At 36.5% G+C, this 25,480-nt stretch carries 16 protein-coding genes and 1 tRNA gene; 5 read left to right on the forward strand and 12 right to left on the reverse strand.

All coding sequences use genetic code 11. The features are described from left to right. Position 1: 1 nt before the first annotated feature. The 5 genes from ACFO7M_RS02320 to ACFO7M_RS02340 all read right to left on the reverse strand — a co-directional run bounded on the left by ACFO7M_RS02320 (position 2) and on the right by ACFO7M_RS02340 (position 7,474). Positions 2-1,831: a glycoside hydrolase family 13 protein gene (locus ACFO7M_RS02320; RefSeq protein WP_379733824.1), complete on the reverse strand. Its 1,830-nt coding sequence runs from the start codon at positions 1,829-1,831 to the stop codon at positions 2-4. A 52-nt stretch (positions 1,832-1,883) separates the two neighbouring features. Further along, positions 1,884-4,193, reverse strand: a complete 2,310-nt coding sequence (locus tag ACFO7M_RS02325; RefSeq protein ID WP_379733826.1) for a glycoside hydrolase family 65 protein — start codon at positions 4,191-4,193, stop codon at positions 1,884-1,886. A gap of 69 nt (positions 4,194-4,262) precedes the next feature. Further along, positions 4,263-4,919, reverse strand: coding sequence for a beta-phosphoglucomutase (gene pgmB, locus ACFO7M_RS02330; RefSeq protein WP_379718568.1), 657 nt, complete (start codon positions 4,917-4,919; stop codon positions 4,263-4,265). A 4-nt stretch (positions 4,920-4,923) separates the two neighbouring features. Beyond that, positions 4,924-6,282 (reverse strand): MFS transporter, encoded by a 1,359-nt coding sequence (locus ACFO7M_RS02335; RefSeq protein ID WP_379718565.1) that lies wholly within the window; start codon positions 6,280-6,282, stop codon positions 4,924-4,926. A gap of 175 nt (positions 6,283-6,457) precedes the next feature. Continuing rightward, positions 6,458-7,474 carry a LacI family DNA-binding transcriptional regulator gene (locus tag ACFO7M_RS02340; RefSeq protein WP_379718562.1) on the reverse strand — a complete coding sequence of 339 codons (1,017 nt, stop codon included), beginning with the start codon at positions 7,472-7,474 and terminating at the stop codon, positions 6,458-6,460. Between the two features lie 225 nt (positions 7,475-7,699). Between ACFO7M_RS02340 and ACFO7M_RS02345 the strand changes: the two genes are divergently transcribed. Genes ACFO7M_RS02345 through ACFO7M_RS02360 form a run of 4 tightly spaced genes read left to right on the forward strand, consistent with a single transcriptional unit; the run spans position 7,700 to position 16,368 of the window. Beyond that, positions 7,700-10,696, forward strand: a complete 2,997-nt coding sequence (locus ACFO7M_RS02345) for a SusC/RagA family TonB-linked outer membrane protein (RefSeq protein ID WP_379733828.1) — start codon at positions 7,700-7,702, stop codon at positions 10,694-10,696. A gap of 10 nt (positions 10,697-10,706) precedes the next feature. Further along, positions 10,707-12,305 (forward strand): RagB/SusD family nutrient uptake outer membrane protein, encoded by a 1,599-nt coding sequence (locus tag ACFO7M_RS02350; protein ID WP_379733829.1) that lies wholly within the window; start codon positions 10,707-10,709, stop codon positions 12,303-12,305. 14 nt (positions 12,306-12,319) lie between these two features. After that, positions 12,320-13,444 (forward strand): SusE domain-containing protein, encoded by a 1,125-nt coding sequence (locus ACFO7M_RS02355; RefSeq protein WP_379718552.1) that lies wholly within the window; start codon positions 12,320-12,322, stop codon positions 13,442-13,444. Between the two features lie 50 nt (positions 13,445-13,494). Further along, the gene (locus tag ACFO7M_RS02360) at positions 13,495-16,368 is read left to right on the forward strand and encodes an alpha-amylase family glycosyl hydrolase (protein WP_379733831.1); all 2,874 of its coding nucleotides are present in this window, start codon (positions 13,495-13,497) and stop codon (positions 16,366-16,368) included. Between the two features lie 77 nt (positions 16,369-16,445). On the opposite strand, the gene ACFO7M_RS02365 is transcribed toward ACFO7M_RS02360, so the two are convergent. The 6 genes from ACFO7M_RS02365 to ACFO7M_RS02390 all read right to left on the reverse strand — a co-directional run bounded on the left by ACFO7M_RS02365 (position 16,446) and on the right by ACFO7M_RS02390 (position 24,019). After that, complete coding sequence (locus tag ACFO7M_RS02365; RefSeq protein ID WP_379733833.1) at positions 16,446-17,108, reverse strand: hypothetical protein; 663 nt, start codon at positions 17,106-17,108, stop codon at positions 16,446-16,448. Between the two features lie 66 nt (positions 17,109-17,174). Continuing rightward, a complete protein-coding gene (locus ACFO7M_RS02370) occupies positions 17,175-20,582 on the reverse strand; it encodes a hypothetical protein (protein WP_379733835.1) in 3,408 nt (1,135 codons plus the stop codon). A gap of 61 nt (positions 20,583-20,643) precedes the next feature. After that, on the reverse strand, positions 20,644-21,228 hold the full coding sequence (locus ACFO7M_RS02375) for a hypothetical protein (protein WP_379733837.1): 585 nt from the start codon (positions 21,226-21,228) through the stop codon (positions 20,644-20,646). A 194-nt stretch (positions 21,229-21,422) separates the two neighbouring features. Beyond that, positions 21,423-22,676, reverse strand: coding sequence for an aspartate kinase (locus ACFO7M_RS02380; protein WP_379718538.1), 1,254 nt, complete (start codon positions 22,674-22,676; stop codon positions 21,423-21,425). Between the two features lie 46 nt (positions 22,677-22,722). Then, a complete protein-coding gene (locus tag ACFO7M_RS02385) occupies positions 22,723-23,196 on the reverse strand; it encodes a GNAT family N-acetyltransferase (RefSeq protein WP_379718535.1) in 474 nt (157 codons plus the stop codon). A gap of 1 nt (position 23,197) precedes the next feature. Next, positions 23,198-24,019 (reverse strand): M48 family metalloprotease, encoded by an 822-nt coding sequence (locus tag ACFO7M_RS02390; RefSeq protein WP_379718531.1) that lies wholly within the window; start codon positions 24,017-24,019, stop codon positions 23,198-23,200. A gap of 179 nt (positions 24,020-24,198) precedes the next feature. Here ACFO7M_RS02390 and fbp point away from each other — a divergent pair, with 179 nt between their 5' ends. Next, positions 24,199-25,206 carry a class 1 fructose-bisphosphatase gene (gene fbp / locus ACFO7M_RS02395; protein ID WP_379719042.1) on the forward strand — a complete coding sequence of 336 codons (1,008 nt, stop codon included), beginning with the start codon at positions 24,199-24,201 and terminating at the stop codon, positions 25,204-25,206. Between the two features lie 92 nt (positions 25,207-25,298). Here the strand turns inward: fbp and ACFO7M_RS02400 are convergent. Next, positions 25,299-25,369 (reverse strand) — tRNA-Gln (locus ACFO7M_RS02400). Positions 25,370-25,480: the final 111 nt, after the last annotated feature.

A 25,480-nucleotide genomic window follows, 5' to 3' on the forward strand; every position in this document is an offset into this window, starting at 1 on the left:
CTTATTTCAATTCTAGAATTAATGCCGATTTTCCTTCCACTGCAATTTCTTTAGTAATATCGAAAGTGGTACCTGAGATTACTTCTGTTCCAGTTGCATTTTGCTGAATACTTTCCTTGAATCGATCCAATTTAATTGTTTGTTTGTCTTTATTATTATTGATGACAACCATCACTGTTTCTGTATCATCATATCGAAAATAGACATACACATTATTCTCTGGGATATAATGCATTAGTTTGCCCGAATGAATTACCGATTTCCCTTTTCTCCAATTGAAAAGTTTAGCCGTAAAATCAAAATACTGTTTTTGCAATTCCGTGCGTCCTGAAGATAAAAAAGCGTTGTTGGTATCTTCTTTCCATCCACCGGGAAAATCCTGACGAATATCTGCATCGCCTTTACCCTTATCCCCAGCCATTCCAATTTCGGAGCCGGCATACAATTGAGGAATACCTCTCATAGTTGCCAAAACCGTCATCGCCAATTGGTACTTTTTAAAATCATTTTTATAGATTTGATTCAATCGGTTGGTATCATGATTTTCGGCAAAAATCAATAGGTTATTCGGATTGGCGTATAAAAAATCATTTACAAAGTTGTCATAAAACTTAATTGTTCCATCATTCCAATTCGCATTGTCTTCATTGAACACATTGCCAAAAACATCGTGTAGTGTAAAATCCATTACACTTGGCAAAAACGAATTGTAACTTTGAATTTTTGATATTGGACTATCCTTTTGCCAAAACGAAATTTGTGCCTGATCGTGCATCCAAACCTCACCTACAATATTGAAATATGGGTATTCATCGGTAATAGCTTTCGTCCATTTTGCAATTCCTTCCTTATCGTTATAGGAATAGGTGTCGACACGGAAGCCATCCAAGTCGGCATACTCGATCCACCAAATCGCGTTTTGCGTCAAATAATTTAGCACTAATGGATTCGATTGATTCAAATCGGGCATTGAAGTTACAAACCATCCATCCATACAATATTTTGCATCCCGTTTTGAACCATTAACATCATATTGAGTGGTCATTCGATAATTACTTTGTGCATAACCCGGAAACTGATGAAACCAATCGTAAGTAGGCATATCTTTAAACATCCAGTGTTCGGCACCCCAATGATTGGTAACATAATCCATAACCAGCTTCATATTGCGTTTTTTCATTTCAGCAGAGAGACGCACATAATCCTCGTTAGTACCGTATCGGGAATCGATTTTATACACATCCGATTGTCCATAGGTATGGTACGAATAGGCTTTGTCATTATCTTCACATAGTGGTGTACTCCAAAGAGCTGTAGCTCCCAAACTTTTGATATAATCAAGGTTTTGAATAATTCCTTCGATATCACCTCCATGACGTCCACCAGGGTTTTTCCGATCGGCTTTCTCCTGAGTATCGGCAGTTGAATCGTTCGTATAATTTCCATTAGCAAAACGATCAGGCATAAGTAAGTACATCATATCCGAAGCGTCAAAGCTTTTCCGTTCCCTAGAATTTTCTTTTCTCTTCTTTATCGTATACTTCGTATTAAAGCTTTTCTTACCATTCTTAAATGTAAAAACCAAATCTTGTGCAGTGACATTCTTGGTATCAACGGTTACAAAAAGATAGTTTGGATTTTCGGTTTTATGAATACTTTTGATTACAATTCCGTTTGAAACTGAAACCTGATTTTGTGCTATATTTTTTCCGTAGAACACAATCTGCAAATCCGAATATTGCATTCCTTCAAACCAAAAAGGTGGTTCAACCCTTTCGATTTGTGCAAAAACGGAGCAACTCAAAAAGAAAAAGAAAAGTATTTTTTTCATTTGTATACTGATAAAAACCCTAACAAAGTAAAACTCGGTTAGGGTTATAAAATTAAACGGTTACTAAACTGTTGGGCTGAACATTGATTTCTTTTCCGAAAACATGCACATTGATTGAAGAATTCCCTTCCAATGCAAATTGTGTTTCGTTTTGTGTCACAGTGACTTTTACAATTTGATTTCTGAAATTGATTTTGAAGGAATAACCTTTCCATTGTGAAGGAATTCTAGGTTCAAAATGCAATTCTCCATTTTTAACACGCATTCCTCCAAAACCTTCTACAATACTCATCCATGTTCCTGCCATAGAGGTAATGTGTAATCCTTCATGGACTTCCTTATTATAGTCGTCCAAATCCAAACGCGAAGTTCGCAAATAGAAAGTATATGCCTGTTCCATTCTTCCTAGAACTGCAGCCTGAATCGAATGCACGCAAGGTGATAGTGAGCTTTCATGTACAGTAAACGGCTCGTAAAAATCAAAATGACGTTCTAATTCCTCTTTGGAAAAATGATCCTCGAAGAAATAAAATCCTTGAAGAGTATCGGCTTGTTTGATATATGGAGAACGAAGGATTCGATCCCAAGACCATTTTTGATTGATTGGTCTTTCCGATTTATCCAGATCCGACACTTTCACTAAATCTTTATCTAAAAATCCATCTTGTTGGAGGTATACATTGTGTTTTTTTGAATACGGGAAATACATGTTCTCTGCCACTTCTTGCATCGCTTCCATTTCGGTAGTAGACAATTTCACCTTTTCCATGATTCTTGAATAATCATTAGGAAAATCCTTTGCAACACGATGAATTTGCTCCACTGTATATTGAATACACCACTTTGCAATATAGTTAGTATACCAGTTATTGTTTACGTTGTTTTCGTATTCATTCGGACCGGTTACACCTAAGATCACATATTGACCTCGTTTGGTAGAGAAATTGGCTCTCTGATGCCAGAAACGTGCAATTCCGATTAATACTTCCAAACCTTTTTCAGGAATGTAGCTGTAATCTCCTGTGAAACGGTAGTAGTTATAAATCGCAAACGCAATAGCACCATTCCGATGGATTTCTTCGAAAGTAATTTCCCATTCGTTGTGGCATTCTTCGCCGTTCATCGTTACCATTGGATATAAAGCCGCTCCGTTTTTGAAACCTAACTTCCCCGCATTTTCGATCGCTCTATCCAACTGATTGTAGCGGTAAGCCAATAAATTGCGCGCAACCTGTTGGTCTTTGGTTGCCATATAGAATGGAATACAATATGCTTCGGTATCCCAATACGTGGAACCACCATATTTTTCACCGGTAAATCCTTTCGGACCGATATTCAAACGGGAGTCTTTCCCGAGGTAAGTTTGATTCAGCTGAAAAATATTGAAACGAATTCCTTGTTGTGCTTTAACATCACCATCGATAGTGATATCACTCATTTCCCAGATCTTCGACCAAGCCTGTTTCTGATTTTCCAACAAAGCAGAAAACCCTAATGCATTAGCTTTAGCCAAAACATCATCGGCCGCCTGAACCAAATTTTCTTCATTATGATTCATTGAAACAGTGTATCCACCGAACTTTTGAATTGCAATTGCTTGTCCTTTAATTGCGGCAACTTTATAACTAAAAACCACTTTATCTATTGATTCTTCGATACTTGAAGGAATAGCATTTTGATTTTCGTTATCCTTAAAAATCGCATTTTGCATAAAAGTCGTTGCCGTAAAATGCGTTTTAAAGGTACGTGCCGTAACAAAAGCTTTATTATCGTAATGTTTTGTGTTTTGAGGTTCCCAGAATTTTTCTTCCCAGTTTGCATCTTCATTATGAACACCTGCATCAATATACGGTTTGAAAACTAGTTCTGCATCTGCATTTACTAATGTGATTTCATAATGTATTGCTCCCATTTCATCCAAATCAAGAGAAAGAAAACGCGTTACTTTTACGGCTACCTCAATACTATTTTGCAATTTAGCTTCAAATGAACGGTAATAAACACCCTCCTGCATATTTAATTCACGGCGGAAGTTTTTCACGGAACTACATTTGGCCAAATCCAGACTTTCACCATTAATTTCAATAGTGATTCCAATCCAGTTAGGCGCATTCAATACTTTGGCAAAATACTCCGGGTAGCCATTTTTCCACCACCCCACTTTCGTTTTGTCTGGATAATAGATTCCGGCGATATAACTTCCTTGGAAAGTTTTCCCAGAATAGGCCTCTTCAAAATTGGCACGTTGCCCCATAGCACCATTACCAATACTGAATAAACTTTCGGAAGATTTCACTCTGTCCGCTTCAAATCCTTCTTCTATGATGGACCAATTATTTGGTACAATATAATCCTGATTCATTTTCGATTTCAAATTTCAGAATTCGATGTTCTGTTATAATTTCAACATCAAATTCAGTATGTTTTTTTTTTAATTCTTAATTAAAGTTTCTAAGAAACTGTTGTCCATATGCAGAAAGTTAGGAAAACAATATTTCGCTTCTTTCAATACATTTTTATCTCCTATCCCAATACTTAACATTGCTGCAATATTGGCGGCTTCAATTCCAGCTACCGAATCTTCGAAAACAATAGCTTCTTTTGTATCAACTCCTAAAAGCTTTGCTGCTCGAACAAATACCTCCGGGTCGGGTTTCGCATTGGAAACATCATTCCCGTCCACTATTACATCAAAATAATGCAACAATCCCACTTTTTCAAGAATGGGACGGGCATTTTTACTTGCAGAACCCAAAGCTATTCCTTGTTCTTTTTCTTTTAAATAGTCAAGTGTTTCCTTAACATTAGGTAAAATTTCAGATTCGTCCATGTTTTCAATATAGGACAGATAATCTTCGTTTTTTTGGATCAGCCATTTCTGTTTGTCTTCATCCGACGCCTCAACGCGACCCAATTCCAATATAATTTCAAGAGAACGCACACGGCTTACTCCCTTTAGTTCTTCATTATGCTCGGGGGTAAAAAGAATATCCAGACTTGCTGCTAATTTTTGCCAAGCCATAAAGTGGTATTTCGCCGTATCGACAATTACACCATCCAAATCAAATATGAATGCTTTTTTACTCATTACTTTATCCTTTTATTGCTTTTTCTTCAGTAATTAAAAAATTACACAATCCTCCTAAAACCAGTGATGTACCTGCCAAAAGCATTGGCGCAATTGCAGAATTACCAAATAGTTTTGACAATGTATTGACTCCTCCTAAAGAGGCAATGATTTGAGGAATTACAATAAACATATTAAACAACCCCATCATCATTCCCATTTTATTTTCGTTTACAGAACTCGAAAGCATAGCATAAGGCATAGACAAAATACTTCCCCATGAAAGTCCGATAAGAAGAAACGAAACATTAAGTAAACTTTGATCCTTAATAAAGCCCATGGAAATAAATCCTAAACCTCCTGCTATTAATGAAAACATGTGAATATACTTTCTATTCACACTTCTTTTGGCTGCATAGAATGTCAAAAGCAACGCAAAAGCCATTGAAGACAATCCATATAATCCCATTGCAGAACCGACTTTGTCCGACGCAGTCTGAAATAGCTTGTTCGCTGAATCAAAAAGTTCCTGTTGCCCTGGTTTTGTAAAATCAAAAAGTTCTTTGTTGGGTGCCGGCGAATTAAATACGTGTTCTGTTAAGGCCGGTGTTGCCATACTCCACATTGTGAAAAAAGCGAACCAACTAAAAAACTGAATCACACCTAGTTTCTTCATTGTTGAAGGCATTTCCTTTAAGGAAGCGATCAAATCTCCAAAGAAGTGTTTCTCTTTTTTTTCAGCCTTGAAAGCTTCGATATCTTTAGGCGGATATTCTCTGGTAGTTAAAACAGTATACAAAATACTGATTAGAAAAACCAAAGCACCAATTCCAAAAGCAATTTTTACATATTCTGGAATTACGCCGGGTGCCGAAGTGTCCTCAAATCCCATTTTATTTACAAGCCAAGGCAAATTCGATGCAATCCATGTTCCGATTCCGATAATGAGGGTTTGCAAAACAAAACCATAAGATCGTTGTGAATCAGGAAGTTTATCTGCAACCAAAGCTCTGAATGGCTCCATACTAACATTGATGGAAGCATCGAGAATCCATAAGAAACCGGCTGCCACCCACAAAGCTGATGAGTACGGAACAAAAAAGAGCGCAAAAGAACTCAGAATCGCTCCAATTAAAAAATAGGGTTTTCTTCTTCCAAAACGGGGAGACCAAGTATTGTCGCTCAGATAACCAATAATTGGCTGAACGATCAATCCGGTAAGAGGAGCTGCAATCCACAATCCAGGAATTTCATGCGGCTCTGCCCCCAATGTCTGGAAGATCCTTGACATGAATCCGCCTTGTAGTGCAAATCCAAATTGTATTCCCAAGAAACCGAAACTCATGTTCCAAATTTCCCAGAAACCTAATTTACGCTTTTCCATTATCGTAATTTAAAGTTTATACTACGATAAGCGTTATGTGCTTATCAATACATATTTTTAGTTTCGAAGTAAAAGTATATGCTTGATAATCGAGGTAAATATAATGATTGCATTCAATCACGCTCTATGTTGAAAACAAATTTCTTCACTACAACGTTAGAGTCTTAATAACTTTTTATCGGGTCGACTCTCTTTCCACCAAATACGTCTCCACAATTTCGACAGTGTAGAACTCATCCTCTTCATCGTTCTCCAATCGGTCGATTAATAATTTAGCCGCTCTCTTACCCATTTCCACACCATCTTGACTAACTGTTGTTATTGATGGAGTAGAGAATTTAGATATAATACCATCTGTAAATCCGATAACCGACAAATCCTCGGGCACTTTTTTACCTAATTTATTAGCTGCCTTAATTGCTGTAACGGCAAATAATTCGTTAACCGCAAAAATTCCATCCAAATCCTGTTCTGCGACAAACTTTTCAATTGCTATAGCACAATTTTCGATATCCTCAATTTTTAAAATCAGCTCGTCTTTTACAATTAGATTATTTTGTCTAAATGCCTGTAAATAACCATCGGTTCTTAATTTACCAACACTTACATAATCTACAGTAGTGATGATTCCAATTTTCTTCATTCCTTTGAAAACCAAAAAATTCACAGCATCTTGAGCGGCTGTTTTATCATCAATAATTACTTTATCACAAAAAATATCATTAGTAACTCGATCAAACATTACAACAGGCATCCCCTGATTGATGGCTTCTGATATGTGATGAAAATCTCCTTTATTCTGGGTTTCTTTTGACAACGACATGATAAAACCATCGATACTGCCACCAGCCAGCATTTCCATATTGATGACTTCCTTATCAAACGACTCGTCCGAAAGACACACAATAACATTATAACCATAGTCATTGGCATAATGTTCAATACCACTAATTACAGTCGCAAAAAAGTGATGTACAATTTCGGGAATGATAATCCCGATGGTTTTTGTTTTTCTATTTTTTAGACTCAAAGCTATATTATTAGGCTTGTAATTGTAAAGTTTGGCAAAAGCCTGCACTTTTTCTCTTGTTTCTTCTCCAATTTCGGGGCTATTTCGTAGTGATTTTGACACCGTAGAAATGGAAACATCTAATTCTTTGGCAATCTGTTTTAGGGTAATTTTTTTCCTCATTGTGAAATGATAAATTATCAATTTGAAAATAAAGGTAATTTATATTTTTCGGAATGAAAATTTTTTACCTAAAAATATGGTTTTTCTTAAAAGTTTTCAACACGAAAACGTTTTCGGTTGTGTTTTAACAAGTGTTCGTGAAAATTATTACAAAATTTACTTAAATTTAATGTATCGAAGTAAAATGTATGCCTAAAAAAACTATTTCTAACTTAAACAAAATGTATGAAAACATCGTATAAAAAGTTGCTACTTTTACTACTCATGTTACCACTTAATTTACTGGCTCAAAGTAAATTACAAGGAGTTGTTTCCGACAATACGAGCGGTCAACCACTACCCGGAGTTAACGTGACGGTTAAAGGAACAAATAATGGAGTTTCCACCAATTTTGACGGACAATTTTCATTATCAAATTTAAAAAATGGAGATACCATTTTATTTACTTTTTTAGGATTTAAAGAAAAAGCAATTACTTTCAACGGACAAAACAATGTTAATGTAGTCTTAGAGGAAGAATCATCCAAACTAGATGAAGTAGTTGTTGTTGGTTACGGTAGTGTAAAGAAAAAAGATGCTACAGGATCTGCCTCTGTTCTATCAGCAAAAGAATTCAACAAAGGAGCAATCGTAACTGCTGAAAACTTATTAAATGGACGTATTGCCGGTGTAACAGTTAATACCAGTGGTGCTCCTGGATCAGGATCCGAAATCCGAATTAGAGGAGGTTCTTCTTTATTTGCCAACAATGACCCTTTAATTGTTATCGATGGTCTTCCAATAGAAAACAAGACAGCAACCGGAAGTACTTCGTTCTTAGCCTCGCTAAACCCTAGTACTATTGAATCCATAACTGTTTTAAAGGACGCGTCAGCAACAGCTATTTATGGATCAAGAGCATCTAATGGTGTAATCATTATTACTACTAAAAAAGGGAGCAAAAATTTATCTGTTGATTACAATGTACAGTATACACTTGGTAAATTACACAAAACTGTAGACGTTTTGAATAGTGCACAATTTGTAAACGCAATTGAAACCTATTTCCCTGAAGAAACCAATCTTTTAGGTATTGACGACCCTTCAACTTCGGCTACGGATAACATAGCAACTCCAGGTGTTATCGAAGGTAGAATTATCTACAATACCAATTGGCAAAAAGAAATCTACAGAAAAAGCACTGAGATGATCAATCAGGACTTGAATATTAGAGGTCATTTATTCAAAACTATCCCTACCCGACTAAGTATAGGCAATACTAATCAACAAGGTTTACGACTTACAAACGAATTTACCCGTAACACTATAGGATTAGCTTTAAATCCTACTTTATTCAAAGAACACCTTAAATTAGCTGTAAACGCAAATTATTCTAACGAAAGAAACCGTTTTACCAATGGTGTGGAAGGAGGCGCTTTACGCTTCGACCCTACCAAACCTGTTCATGACTCCAACTCCATTTGGGGAGGCTATTTTGAAAACACCACAAGCCCAACCGAATTATCCAATACTGCTCGTAATCCAGTTTCAGAACTTTTACTAAGAAAAGACAGAGGTCGTGTTAATAGAATTTTCGGAAACGCTCAATTGGATTACAAATTCCATTTTTTACCAGAATTAAGAGGAGTAATTAATGTAGGTTTAGACAGAACCGAAGGAGAGAGAACACTTTTTATACCAAAATATGCAGGTACTGCCGACGGGAATGGAACAAGTTTTGCGGGTAAATATGGAAACGATCAACTTGAAAGCTCTGAGTCTACTAACCAATTATTTGATGGTTATTTCGTATACAACAAACAAATCGGAAAATTAAATGTTGAAGCAACAGCCGGTTATTCTTATCAAAAATTTGAATCTGAAAACTTTACTACAAGAAATAGACTAAACCCTACTTCTGCTGGCCCTGAAACTACAATTGATACAGACTTAGTATTAATTGGTATTTTCGGTAGAACGAATCTTAGTTTAAATGATAAATATTTATTGACATTAACCTACAGAAGAGATGGCTCATCTCGATTCCCTACGAATGAAAAATGGGGTAATTTCCCAGCAGCTTCATTTGCTTGGAAAATGAAAGAGGACATCCTTAAAGAAGATAGCTTCATTTCCGATTTAAAACTACGATTAGGATGGGGTATTACTGGACAACAAGATTTACCAACTGATGCTAGAAATTACTACCTCCCAATTTATGCAACAGGGAATCCAAATTCTCAATATTATTTTGGACCTGAAACCTATATAGTTGGACTACCATCTCCCACAAATCCTTATTTAAAATGGGAAGAAACAACAACCTACAATACAGGTTTGGACTATGGAATTCTTAAAAACAGAATCAACGGAAGCATTGATGTATTCTACAAACAATCGGATGATTTACTAGCCAATGTAGCTTTTGCAGATGGTGGAAATTTCTCTAATGCCGGTTGGCAGAATATTGGAAGCTTTACTACAAAAGGAATTGAATTAAACATTAATTCAGAAGTAGTAAAATCAGAAAACTTCAACTGGAACTTAAACCTTAATGCCACTAAATACGAAAGACGCATCAAAGAATTGGCTTTTGGATCAAACATTCTCGTAGGAGGTATCGGAGGAGGTACAGGAGGAACAATTCAAGTTCACAGTGAGGGATATACACCTAATTCATATTTCGTTTTCAAACAATTGTACGACGAAAACAACAATCCTATTGAAGGTGCTTATGCCGACTTAAACAGTGACGGAATAATCAACAATGATGATAGATACATCTACAACAACCCTGATCCAGATTTCTTGTTAGGTTTTCAATCCAACATGACGTATAAAAACTTTGATTTTTCTTTTAATTTACGAGCGAGTGTAGGAAATAGAATTTACAACAACGTAAATTCTTCCAGAGCACAATTGAACTTGTTGAAAGACAATGCTTTCCTTGGAAACATTCCAACCTCAGCATTGGAAAGCGGTTTCACAACTACATCTGATGTAATTTTATCAGATTACTATATTGAGAACGCTTCATTCTTACGTATGGACAACGCAACTATTGGCTATACTATTCCGAAATGGATAGATGGAAAAGCGACCTTACGACTTAATGTGGGTGTGCAAAATCCATTTGTTATCACAAAATACAGCGGACTTGACCCAGAAATCACTAGTGGAATTGACAATACTATCTATCCGAGACAAAGACAGATTTTATTTGGTGCAAACGTGAAATTTTAAAAATTAAACCATGAAAAAATTAAAATACAGCCTAATTTACATGCTTGGATTTGTAACATTTTTCACATCATGTACTGATGATTTGAATGTTACACCGGAGGACGACGATATTTTTCTGTCCGAAAATTTCTTTTCTTCCAATGAATCCTACAAACAAGGCTTAGCAGGAATCTACGGCAATTTATCTCTTACAGGACTTAATGGTGCCGAATCGTCGAACATCCAAGGTATTGATGCCGGAACAAGTCAATATGGTCGCTGTTTGTGGTATATGCAGGACCTAGCAGCGGATCAAGCCATCTGGAGTTATGAAAACGACCCAGGAGTTGGTGAAATCCAAAGAAACACATGGAATGCAAACAATTCCATTTTAAGAGGAATGTTCGGAAGAGCTATGTTTCAAGTAGCTCTGGTGAATGAATATTTACGTCAAACTACCCCTGAAAAATTAAGCTCAAGAGGTGTAACAGACGCTCAACTTTTAAGTGATATTGCTTTATATCGAAATGAAGTGAGAGTTTTGAGAGCTTTGGCTTATTATCACCTTATGGATTTGTTTGGCAAAGCGGCTTTCGTAACTGAAAACGACCCAATCAACACTGCAGGTCCAGAATATGATAGAGCCGAATTATTCAGTTACATCGAAAGCGAATTAACCGAAGTTATTCCTGCTTTAAAAGATCCAAGAACAAACGAATACGGACGCTTAGACAAAGGAATGGCTTGGATGATTTTAGCAAAAATGTACCTTAATGCTGAAGTATATATCAACCAACCTAAATATTCCGAATGTGTAACCATGTGTAACAACATCATGTCAGGTGGCTATGCATTAGAATCAGACTATCTTGATAACTTCAAAGCAGACAATCATACTTCTACCGAAATGATTTTCAGCATTCAATCGGATGGTATTGCAACTCAAAACTACGGCCCAACAACCGTAATGATTAATGGCCAAGTAGGTTCAATTGAGCAAAACGGTACTTCCTTGGGAGTTGGAGCAAGTGGCTGGGGAGGAGCGATTCGTTTGAGAAAACAATTCGTTCAAAAATTCGATGGATTCCAATTCAACAATGACGAAAGAAAAACAATTTTATCAGCAGGAAGACCAATTGAGATTACATCTATCTCTACTCAAAAACAAGGTTATGTTTTGGCCAAGTATTCGAACATCAGTTCTACAGGAATTCCAGGTTCAAATCAAACTTTTGTGGATACCGATTTCCCTTTATTCCGATTGGCTGATGTGTATTTAATGTATACAGAATGTGCGTTAAGAGGCGCAAGTAATGCCACAACTGCTCAAGGATTAATTTATGTGAATCAATTGAGAGAAAGAGCTAACAACGGCACTTCAGGAAATATCCTAGCAACAGATTTAACATTAGATTTCATACTAGACGAAAGAGCTAGAGAATTACACTGGGAATCACATAGAAGACAGGATTTAATTCGTTTCAACAAATTCACAGGTGGTTCTTACAATTGGACTTGGAAAGGAAACAGTCAAAGTGGTATTGCTTTACCAACTCATTTTAATGTGTATCCTATTCCCGCTGCAAGTTTAGCATCTAATCCTAATTTAACTCAAAATCCTAATTACTAATAAACTCATAGATTATGAAAAATATATATAAATATTTATCGATCAGCATACTAGCATTTGCTTTGAATTCATGTGAAGATGAAAATAATTTTAAAATCTTAGAACCTGAAGAAGCATCTTTCGAAATAGTAACTCCTTCAAGTGGCACTTCGATTATTTTAACTGAAGCTACTCCCAATAATCCTGCAGTTACTCTTACTTGGCAACCTGCAGTTTATACAGTACCAACTGCAGTAACTTATACTGTTCAATTTGCAAAAAACGGAACTGAATTTGCTGTTCCTGTTGACATTACAGAATCGCCAACAACAAATGCTACAATCAATGTTGCTGAGCTTAACTTAAACTCATTGCTATTAGGAGTTGCACCTTTTACCGAAGGTACCATTGATGTAAGAATTAAAGCAACAGTAGGCACAACTGGAGCTGAGCCTCAATATTCAAACATCATTAACTTATCGGTTACGCCTTTCGGATGTCTTAATCAATATGGTGTAGGTGCTGGATTAGTAGACGCAGGATGGAATTGGAACAGCCCGGTAGTGATGTTTTGTAATGACAATGTATTGACTTCAACAGTAAATCTTGCAAACGATACGTTCCGATTCTTTACTACTGAAGGCGATTGGGGATCAGGAAGAAATTACCCTTACTACACTGGAGCTGGATATGTAATCAATTCTACATTAGTAAATGCCAATGATGGTGATAGCAATTTCCGATTTATAGGAACAGCGGGTGCACATCGCTTAAAAATCGATGAAAACAACAAAACCATTACTGCTTTCCAAGGAACTTCTTCAAGTAATTCATTTTGGTTGGTAGGTGCAGCAACCCCAGGCGGTTGGAGCTGGGCCGGAAACAATGAAACAGAATTAGGCAAAATCGACAATGGCGTATACGAAGTGCCTGTTGAATTAAAAAACAACGAAACATTTAGAGTTTGGTTTGCTAATGATGGTGGCGATAGCTGGGGTTCACCTAATAAAAACTTCCCAGGTTATATTGCTGATGGTTATACTATTTCATCTGATTTTGTAAATGCTAATGATGGTGACAGTAACTTCAGATATGTAGGAACAACTGCTGTAAAACTTTTCAAAATAGATACAGTTAACAAGACAATAACCTTTAATTAAAAAATCACCAAAAGGCTGGTTATTCCAGCCTTTTTTATTTCAATAGCAACATGAAAAAATTTACACAAATCGTATTATTTTTCATATCGATAGCTGCATGGTCACAACAACAAACCGTTAGTTATAGTATCACACCTAGCACTTTCGAAGAAAATCAATCCATTACAGTAACTTTTCAAGGTTCATCTATCAATGAAGGAACTTGGGGCGTTGTGGGTAATGCACTTTATCTTTGGGCATGGTCGTATGACCTTAATGACGCCAACAGTTTGGACTGTCCAACAAACGGCACTTGGACTTCCTCCAATGAAGCAAATCGTTTAACGTATAATTCAGGAAACGATACCTATACAATCACCCTTACTCCGAATACATTTTACAGCAGAACGGGTATTGGTCGCATAGGCTTTCTAATTAAAGCTAAAAACGGAACGGGTGATAAAAAATCACAAGATATCTATGCTGAAGTAGGCTCTTTCCAAGCCAATCTGATTACACCGGCACAAAATTCAAACACAATTGTCACTTCAGGAGGCAATTTGACTATCACAGCAAATAATACAAATGGCTCAGCAAACTATGTACTTTTAGCCAACGGTGTTCAGATTAACACTTTCACCGGTAGTTCATACAACTTCAACGACACGAATATTACCACGAATAAAGCCTATGAGTTGCTTATCACTCAAGCTAGTGTTACCTTCTCCAAAAAATTCAATGTAATTATCAATCCAGGAACTATTTCTCAAGCTATTCCATTAGGTCTAGTGGATGGAATCAATTACAATACAGGCGATGCTACTAGAGCTACTTTGGTACTTAGTGCTCCAGGTAAAGATTTTGTATATGTAGCAGGAACTTTTAACAACTATCAACCCTCTGGCGCATATGCCATGAAAAAAGATCCTTCCTCAGGAAAATTCTGGCTGGAATTAACAGGATTGACTTCTGGACAAATTGAAAATTACCAATACTGGGTAGTTGACACTACTCCTATTGCCAATTCGCCTTCTGTAGTAAAAACGGCTGATCCTTTCTCAACATTAGTTTTATCGCCTTACGATGACCCTTGGACACCCGCATCAACCTATCCAAATTTACCAGCATATCCTGTTGGACAAGAAAGAGAAGTAACCGTACTGCAAACAGGACAAACTGTTTATCCATGGATCAATACTTCATTCACTAAACCAAAAAAAGAGGATTTGGTTGTTTATGAGGCTTTAGTTCGAGATTTCGATTCCGATAGAAACTATCAGGATTTAATCGATAAAATGGATTATTTCAAGAACTTAAAAATCAACGCAATAGAATTAATGCCGGTTATGGAATTTGAAGGCAACGAAAGCTGGGGATACAACACGGCGTTCCACATGGCTTTAGACAAACATTATGGACCTTCAACCAAGCTAAAAGAATTGATTGACTTATGCCACAGCAACGGCATTGCAGTAATTTTAGATGTGGCGCTTAACCATGCATTCGGAAGAAATCCAATGAACAGAATGTGGATGAAAGATCCAGATGGTGATGGATGGGGCGACCCAAGCTCCGAAAGCCCTTATTTCAACGAATTTCCAAGACACAGTTACAATGTTGGCTCCGATTTTAATCATACTTTACCTTTAACTAAAGCGTATACAAAAAGAGTCATCAAACATTGGATTGAAGAATATAAAATTGATGGCTTCCGTTGGGATTTGACCAAAGGATTTACTCAAAATTGTATTGGTAGCGAATCATGTACCAATGCTTATCAACAAGACCGCGTAGATGTGTTGAAAGAATATGCCGATTACAGTTGGTCACTGGATCCAACGCATTATGTAATTTTCGAACATTTGGGTACTGATAGTGAGGAACAACAATGGGCCAACTACAGAGTTACCGGTGAAGTAGATGGCATTTCGAAAGGGGTAATGATGTGGGGGAAAATGTCAGATGAATTTGCTACGCTAACGAAAGGGTATAGTACGAGTGTAAATCGCGTAGGCCATCTGAGTAGAGGTTTCACAGCCAAACGATTAATTGGTTATGCAGAAAGCCATGACGAAGAAAGAACAATGTATAAAAATCTAACTGAAGGAAATACTGCAGGACACAACGCTAGAAACCTAAACATTGCTCTAATGAGAATGCAAACCATGGGAGCGTTGCATTTATTAGTGCCTGGTCCAAAAATGATTTGGCATTTCGGAGAAATGGGGCATAGCGACTCGATTTTTACTTGTACTGATGGTTCGGTTAACTCACAAGTTGATGCGACCCCCGGTGACTGTAAACTGGCTACTAAACCGCAACCTCAATGGACAAACAACTGGTTAGCTGATGCCAACAGAGGTCCTATTTATACACTTTGGAGTAAATTAAATACATTAAAAATCAATGAACCTGTGTTTGAAGGCAATTACAGCATTTCACCTGATGTTAGTAATTTAAAACAAAGACTTTATGTTTGGGATGATGCAATTGCTCCAACTTCATTAAAAAATGTAGTTGTATTGGCAAATTTTGATGTAGTAGATCAAAATTTTACGCCTAATTTTCCTTACACCGGAACTTGGTACAATTTAATTGATAACACTTCATTAAATGTTACCAATACGACTACACCAATTTTAATACCGGCAGGAACTTTCAGAATTTACGGAAATCAACCAGCGCAAAGTTTAGGAACCGACGATTTCAACATTGCTGATTCCATTGGTTTGTATCCCAATCCATCCAAGGAGTATTTCAACTTGACCGAAGCAATTAAATCAGTCGATATTTACAATGTAACTGGACAGCTTGTAAAAAGTTTCAAAGGTGGCTTTACCAGTGATTATAACTTCTCTACAACCGATTTAAGAAAGGGAATTTATTTTGTAAAATTAACCGATGATGCAAACCGTCAAGGAACCATCAAATTAATCAAAGAATAGTTCGTTTACTATAGTTACGTTTGTATTAATAAAAAACCCGGGTTTTCAGCCCGGGTTTTTTTAATATTCGACAGAAATTATTCTACCTGATTGTCATCTATGTAAGTTTTGTTACCGTTTTTATTGATGTAATACTTACCACCTCTTGGCCCTTCAAATACTTTTTTATCATTGTACTTTCCAATCACTTTGTCTTTAGTGTTCGGATTCGCTTTTTCGGTCGTTTCTCTCTCTTTCTTAGCAACTACCTTTTTAGTTTCTGTTTTTGCTTTAACCACCTTATCGTTCGCTTCAGCCTTAGTTGTTGTAGCTTTTGTCTTCGCTTTATTCGACTCGTCTTTCACTTTGGCATCCGCCTTATTTGCAGTTGCTTTGGCTTTTCCAGCTGTCGACTTCGCTTTTCCAGTTTCTGAAGCACTGTTCTCTTTCACTTTAACAGCAGCTTTGTCTGCTTTAGCTTTAGTTTCTGTCTTTTTAACCGTTGCTTTTTCCTTAGTCTCCTTCGCATCAGCTTTTTTCGCTGCTGCCTTTTCTTTAGCTTCTTTTGCCTTCTCTTTTTTGGCATCTGCTAATTCTTTTTTGGCTTTCTCAGCTTTCGCTTTTTCTCGCTTTTCTTTTGCAGCTTTTGCTTTTTCAGCCTTTTCAATTTCTGCTTTTGTTTTCTTTTCAGTTGTAGTTTCCTGAGCATAGAAGCTATTTGAGAATACAAACATGAAACACAATACAAGTAACTTTTTCATTTTCAATTCGTTTAGATGTTATAACATTAAAAATACTAATTTTTTAAAGCAAAATACATACCAAAATTAAAAATAGGCCCTCAACTGAATATTCCCGGTATGAATAGCATTGATGGATTCACTTTTGCGTCCTTGATAATTGATATTGATATCCAAAAACTGAGTCAAACTTTTCTGCAACAGTAAACGCCAAGTACTATTTTTACCTGCCTGCAACCCTTCTAACATTTGAAAACCTACAGGAGAAAATTGATTCCCTGTAAATTGATTACTTACCAATGCAATTTCACCATTCAATGTCAATTTCTTTTCGCTCGCCAAATTAAATGACAATCCAAACGTATTTTGTTGCAACGATTCCAAACCATTCAATTGATTTTCTTTGTTTTGGTGTTCATAAAAAACATCCAAACTGGCATTCTTATTGAACAAATACGAAATTTTCGACTCCAACTGTTTCCCTTCGATACTGAAATTACGTGAAGCATAATTCTCGGAAGAATTCCCAGAAGTGAAGCTTTTCCCCGCAGCAGAAATCAACCATGTTTTTCGCAATAAATGAAGGTATTGCAACTGATGTGAACTATTTTCAGCTTCTTGAATTCCCGAAGTCTGTAAACTCTGAATTGAATTGGCGATATAAGTATAGGTAACGGAATGCTTTTGTTTCCCCCGATTGAAAAATAAACTGTTTCGGAAACTCGAATTCAATCCTAGCAAGTCGTCGTCATTTTTTTGAAACGGATTCAAATCAAAATTATCAGCATCTCTTCTAATTTTCCTTTCAATAAGATACGAAGTCTGATTATAGAAGTGCGAAACCAACTTTTTAAATCCTTTTTTATTTTGCCATACTATCGGACTTAAAGTTATCGATTGTGAAAATTTATTCTGATGTGTCTTTACAAAAATCTGATTGGGCAAAAACACTTTGACATATTTTGCCTGATCCGGAAACAAAGCCACTTCAAATTCTTGAATTTCCTGTATTCCGTTATTGTTATAGTCATTCCAAGCATATACACCTCGACCAGGTTCTACTTCCAAAAAAGTAAACTCCTGTTGTGGTAAGGTGCCAGAAGTGGTCTCATACGCCGTCGTAGTTTGCAGGAATTGGTTAAAAAAACGATCGTTGTATAAAATTCTGGAATTTAAAGACGGTTCATCACCTCGTTGATCTTTGAATTTTAAGTTGCGATAATTTACAAAAACAGACAAATCACTTTTATCGGTTTGAATCAATTTCGACTTAATATAATACGATTGTGACGTGTTTACCCGTTTCAATTCACCTAGTTGCAAACTATCATTCACTCTATTTAGAAATCCCAGTTCCATATATACTTTGGTTGAATCACCACGCCCTATGAACATTCCCATTTCGGTGAATTTCTGACTCAAGTCCGACAACAGCTGTGTGTTTTTATCTTTTTGCTGATTGTCTTCTAATCGAAGACTTCCTCCTACCCAATTTTTTTTAAAATGAAATTTGGTTACAGTCTGATTGCGAAGAAAATTGGATTTCATCTGATTGCTCTCACTATTCATCCAGCTACCATCATTCGTGAAAATCCAGTTTTTAGTCTTATAAAAACCTCCAACCACGTGACGCTTACCGGAAAAATTTTCGGAAAAATCCAATTGCTCCAATTGATATTTCCAATTCGACCTTCCATCTAATGAAAACTGCAAACCTGTTACAGCCAAACTCTGATTGCCTAATGGATTAAGAAGATTCCAGTCTCTGTCAAATTCAATCGTAAATAAACGTTCAATAGTTTTAAAATTTTTCTGTATCCACTGGTAATTCCCAAAAGCATCCAATGTCCATTTTTTGGTCCATAGCCGTTGCCTGAAGTTAATTTTCCCAGCCAAACCTCGGTTGTCATCATCATCAATTTCAGAGAATAAGTTTTTATCGTTATTACTTACTCCAATTTCAAAATCAGCCATAGTTTTTTCGTTGGGATTGTATTTGCCCATAACCGTTGCTATCTGAATTTTTGTAGGAGCAATTAAACGAACAACAGGTTCATAATTTCCCTGAGGAACACCAGCGACAGGAGTAACAAACTCGAATACACGACCGTTGGTTGTCGAATTGGAAATAATATAATTGCCTAAATTATTGCCGACATTACTAAATTTCACATTGAAAAGCTGATCATTCGGATTGGTAGAATACTCAAAAGCATCTATGCCATCGATAACCACTTTTCGGTACAATATTTTATTTTCCGAATACGATTCCTCAATGGCTGAAGATGCCGTCATTAAAGCACTATCATCTCCGGCAGCCGCTAAAATTTGAGCTTGTTCAGAAGATAAATTTTGTTGCACCGGCTGATTCTTGACATCATTTTCTGAATACACATAACCTGCCAAACTCCATTTTTCCTGTTCATGATTCACTCCGGCATAGGTAACAAATCGGGTATAATTTCGATCCGAATATTGGTATTCGATACTGATTCGCATCTCGGAAGTAATAGGAAATAATGAAGTAAAGGTGATTTCACCAGCATTGTAATCGATTACATAATCATTATTTTCACCTCGTTTAAGTAGGATTCCATTCACAAAAACCCGTTCCGAACCCGAAATTACGAGTATGTACAACTCTCCGTTCGGTCCTTTAAGTTTGTACGGTCCTTGATTCCCTTCTTGGCCAACAAATGTACTTTTGGCGTATTGGCCTCTCACCAATGCTCCAGAAGCAAAAACTTCTGTCTTTTTTTCTTGCGGTCCAAACACAAAATGGGAAGCTAACCCTTGCACTTTTTTGTTAAAATTGAGGAACTTTGATTTTCTGTTTTCAAGAAACAAATCTCCGGCACGAATATTCCATCGGTCCGAAAACAATTCAATAAAAATTTGGTCGAATTCATCCAAACGTTGGGAATAGCCTCCTTCCTGTAGCGGAATATTGCTATCCTGAATGGATGCTCTCAAACTCACTTTATCCGATAACTTACCAGTAATTTGCAAATCAAGGTTCGAATTTACCGATGCATTTTGATTGTTCCCAATAGTAATTCCTCTGGAAATGCTTCCCGATGTATTCAGCCCGTCAAAAGGAGTTGATTTGTTCAGCGATCCATTCGACACTTGATACAGCTGACCAATATTGTCTGCTGTGGTAACTACTCGACTTTTATCGTAAATGGTGTATTCTTTGGTTAAAAACTCAGGAAATTTCAAATAACGTACCGTCAATGTATCCGTTGATTTGAAATTGTTTTTAAAAACAAGGAGACCTTTTTGAAAATCCATTCTATAAAAAGTCGTATCAACAATTGCACCTTTGCCGTCCAACAGCTTAAAAAAACTTTGGTTGATACTTACTGTGTCAATTCGAATACTGTCTTTTATCGCTACTATTTTTTTGGAATGGTACGGAGTTTCTTGTGCCAATAGAGGTATCGACCATAAAAAGAAAATAAAAAACGCATAAAAAGCAGGCTTTTTAATCATATAAAAAAAACTCCAAAGAGTCAAAGATATTGCAATTCAGGATAAAAAGCTATTGCGTGGTCTAATTAGAGAGTGCGATATGTTCAATTTTGGAATTCTTTTTATCAAAGGAAACAATCAACGAACAAGTTCCATTAGTACAAGAATTATTAGAAATAATTTTCTTTGAGGTTTGAGCACTGTTTACTCCGTTTTCTGAGATTCCCCATGAAAGCGAGAAAATATTCGATTCAAAATCCTCTTTGGCAAATGAATTAACCGTAAAATTGGAAAGTAAAAAAGGTTGATAATCTCGTTTATGCAAAGGAACTATTGTCTTATCCTTATTGACAAGTACGGGCTGTAGCATAACCAATGTGTTTTGAGGCAATTCTTCCCAGTCATTCCAATTTACTTCTTTAACAATCCACGATTTTTGATTATTAATTTCAATAAAAAGTAACTTTTCCTGAGCAGGAAAAAGTAACAGATGTTCATTAACCATACTCATCTTATCCATTTCGTTTCCCACTTTGCGCCCAAAAATCTTAATATTCCTATTATTGATTTGAGCGGAAACCATAAAACAACCGGATAACAGAAAAACAAACAACCAACCGAATGTGAATTTAAACCCCATAATTCTCTCGGAATAAGTATTTTGCATTCTAAATGTAAGAAAAATTAAAGAAAGAAGGCTCAAAAAGAGTAATTATTTGACAAAACGAAAAAATCCCCAGAAGATAAAATTGGTATTCAAATCTTCTGAGAATTTAAGGTATCCTGAATTACACTTTATTTCAGGAGAATTTATGTTCTGATATTGCCTTTACTTTGGACACAAAGCTTGGCCTTGAATGCCTACTCTTTGGTAACCACCTGAAGTGTTTCACGACTCATTTGACGCAACAAAACCGTTTTATTTTGCTCCACCATTTTCATCGCTTTGTCATCAAAATGACGAATGGTGTACAAAGACACATTCTCATTGTAAGACACTTTGAATTTTTTAGCCAGGATTTTGTGCATTTCTTTGAAGTTGCCGAATTTATCTTCTACACAAACAGAAAAACTAATTGCCGAATTCTGAATCAAACTCACTTTGATTTTGAATTGATGCAACAATCCGAAAATTTCACTGATATTTTCTTCCATAATAAATGAAAAATCAATCGATGACAACGAAATTAACAATTGGTCTTTCTTAACGATAAAACACGGTAACTTTGGTTCTAAATCTTCTCCTTTGGCAACACTGGTTCCCGGCAATAAAGGATTGATAAATGATTTCACAAACAGAGGAATTTCTTTTCTTTGAAGTGGTTGCAATGTTTTCGGGTGAATCACACTTGCTCCGTAAAAAGCCAATTCAATAGCTTCGCGATACGAAATCTGATTCAGTAACGTAGCATTTTCAAAATAACGTGGATCCGCATTCATTACTCCGGGAACGTCTTTCCAAATGGTTACACTTTCCGCATTCAAACAATAGGCAAAAATAGCCGCCGTATAATCCGAACCTTCACGTCCTAAAGTTGTCGTGAAACCATTCTCATCGGCACCAACGAAACCTTGTGTAACAAACAGCGATTTCTTTTTCGCAATTTTTCCAATCGTCTTTTGGGTAACTTCCCAATTCACATTGGCATCACGATAGGTATTATCCGTTTTAATATAGTTTCGAACATCTATCCACTCTGTTTTTATTCCTTGAGAACTCATATAATGACTTACAATCGTAGTAGAAATAATCTCACCAAAACTCACAATCTGATCGTATACGAAGTTATAATTTGGCGATTTATTACTGCGTAGGAAATATTCCAAATCTGCAAAATGATCACGAACATCCAAAAACACTTCATGCTCTTCATCTTCAAACAAATCAAGTAGAATTTCGTTATGGTATTTCTTAATTTCCTGTACCGAGGCATTCAATTCTGAAGATTTTTCGAAATAGTGCTTTATCACTACCTCTAATGCATTCGTTGATTTACCCATGGCAGATACCACTAACAAAACATCTTCATAACCTACTTTTTGCAAAACGTCAAAAACGTTTCTCACACCGGCAGCATCTTTAACAGACGCACCACCAAATTTAAAAATTCTCATAGTTGTTCAAATTTCAAAGCATACTGACTTTGATTGTTGTTATTAATTATAATTTATTGATGAATACATTAATTCCTTCCTCACTCATTTGGACTACACGCCAGTCGTCCAATATTTTTGCACCCGATTTTTCATAAAAATCAATAGCATTCTGATTCCAATCCAACACATTCCATTCGATGCGGCGCACATTGTCTTTCTTACCTTGTTGGATAATTTCCTTATACAATGCAAAACCGGCACCAGTACCGCGTTTATTTTCTTTAACAATTAAATCTTCCAAATGAATGGTCTTCCCTTTCCAGGTAGAATAACGATAATAGTACAACGCCATTCCTATAATTTCACCCTCATCTTCTGCAATGAAAGTATGAAACAATGGATGCGCTCCAAAACCATCACGTTCCAAATCGGCCACCGTTACCACCACTGCTTCCGGTTCTTTTTCAAAAATAGCTAGCTCTCGAATGAGTTCCAGCACTTCTGTCATGTCATTTTGAGTTCCTTTACGGATAATCATATTATTTTTTCTTTTTAGCCGTTGTTTTTTTCTTCGTTGCTTTCACATACGGTTTATACAAACCTTCCGCCATTGCTCTTTCTTTTGCTTTCAAAGCTCTGTCCTTTGGATCAGGGTGCGAACTCATCATTTTGGTAATAACATTCGACTCTGCTCCTTCATTGAGTTTCGCCAAAATCGTAAATGCAGATTCCACAGCATTCACATTATACTTATTTCGCTTCATGAATTCATACGAATACATATCGGCATCACTTTCCTGTTTACGGCTATGTGCATTGGACAATAAAGCACTTCCAATTTTACCCAATTGCCCATCAGTCACTTTAGCTACTTTATCAGATTGTGAGCCAACTGCATCCATTAAGGCTTCATTACGATACGCAGCCTTAATTGCATCACGCGAATCGTGATTCACCACGTGGCCAATTTCGTGACCAATAACCGCTAATAACTCATTATCATCCATGATATCCATCAAGCCCGAAAAAACTCTCACACTACCATCAGCCGTTGCAAAAGCATTTACTTCTTTTATCTTGTACACTTTGTAATTCAAGACTAATCCATTCTCGTTTTTATGTTTTCCAAACAATTTATTCAAACGAATGGTATACGGATCCTTAGGACCAGCTACAACATTTTCCTTATCCATCTTGTCTACAGCTTCTTTCGATAATTTAGCCGCATCTTCATCACTAAAGGTGAAACTGGTTACCCCTTTTTGTAAAGCTCCAAGTGCCTTATCTCCTAAATTAATCTGAGCCTGTACCGAACAAACTCCAAGCAGTAACAATGAACAAAATAGCGTTTTAGTTTTCATAATCGTCTTTTTTATTGATTAACAAAGATAAAATAACTTAAGGTGATAAAAATAACCTATTTACAAGTTTTTTGTTATTTCACCTCCTATTTTCAGAACGATGAAATTAGAAATCAAGTATGGCTAATCTTTGAAAATAAATTAGGATATTTGTGCCACTAACTACAACGATTTCTTACATGGAAGAACGCAATAAAACCCTTGGTGAATTTATTATTGAAAAACAAAACGATTTTCAATATTCCTCGGGAGAATTATCCAGAATCATCAACTCAATCCGTTTGGCTGCCAAAGTAGTCAATTACAAAGTAAACAAAGCTGGCCTTGTAGATATCGTAGGTGCCGCAGGCGACCAAAACATTCAAGGGGAAGATCAACAAAAATTAGACGTTTACGCTAACGAAGTGTTCATTCAAACCCTAATCAACAGAGAAATTGTTTGCGGAATCGCTTCTGAAGAAAACGACGATTTCATCACCGTAGCCGGATCAGACAACAGCCACAACAACAAATATGTAGTATTAATGGATCCTTTGGACGGTTCATCTAATATTGATGTAAATGTATCCGTAGGAACCATTTTCTCTGTATTCAGAAGAGTTACACCTATCGGCACTCCAGTACAATTGGAGGATTTCTTACAACCCGGCGTAAACCAAGTAGCAGCCGGTTATGTTATTTACGGAACATCTACCATGCTGGTATACACTACCGGACATGGTGTAAACGGATTTACATTGAACCCTGCCATCGGTACTTTTTACCTTTCACATCCCAACATGCAATATTCAGAAGATGGCAACATCTATTCCATTAACGAAGGTAACTATGTCCACTTCCCACAAGGCGTGAAAGATTACATCAAATATTGCCAGCTAGAGGAAGGCGATCGCCCATACACCTCAAGATACATTGGAAGTTTGGTTTCCGATTTCCACAGAAACATGATTAAAGGCGGTATTTACCTATACCCAACCAGCTCAAAAGCACCAAAAGGAAAACTTCGTCTGCTTTACGAATGCAATCCAATGGCTTTTATCGCCGAGCAAGCCGGAGGGAAAGCATCCGACGGATACCAACGTATCATGGAAATTCAACCCACCGAATTACACCAACGCGTTCCTTTCTTCTGCGGAAGCCGCAATATGGTTGAAAAAGCGGAAGAGTTTATGAAAAACAGCAAATAAAGACAAAAGCCGGAAGAAATTCCGGCTTTTTTTATATCCCATGCAAAAAGTAGTAAAAACAAAAAAGCCCTGATTGCTCAGAGCTTTGTTTGTTGGTCCACTAGGACTCGAACCTAGAAAGACGGCACCAAAAACCGTAGTGTTACCATTACACCATGGACCATTTTTTTTTGCTTAATTCTTCAACACCGTCGGCGTTAATTCCTTATTGCGAGTGCAAATTTACGACGTTTTTTTAATCACGCAAGTTTTTTTTCAAAAAAAATTAAAAAAA

The organism is Flavobacterium sp. GCM10023249, from assembly GCF_042653365.1.
Classification (GTDB): Bacteria; Bacteroidota; Bacteroidia; order Flavobacteriales; family Flavobacteriaceae; genus Flavobacterium.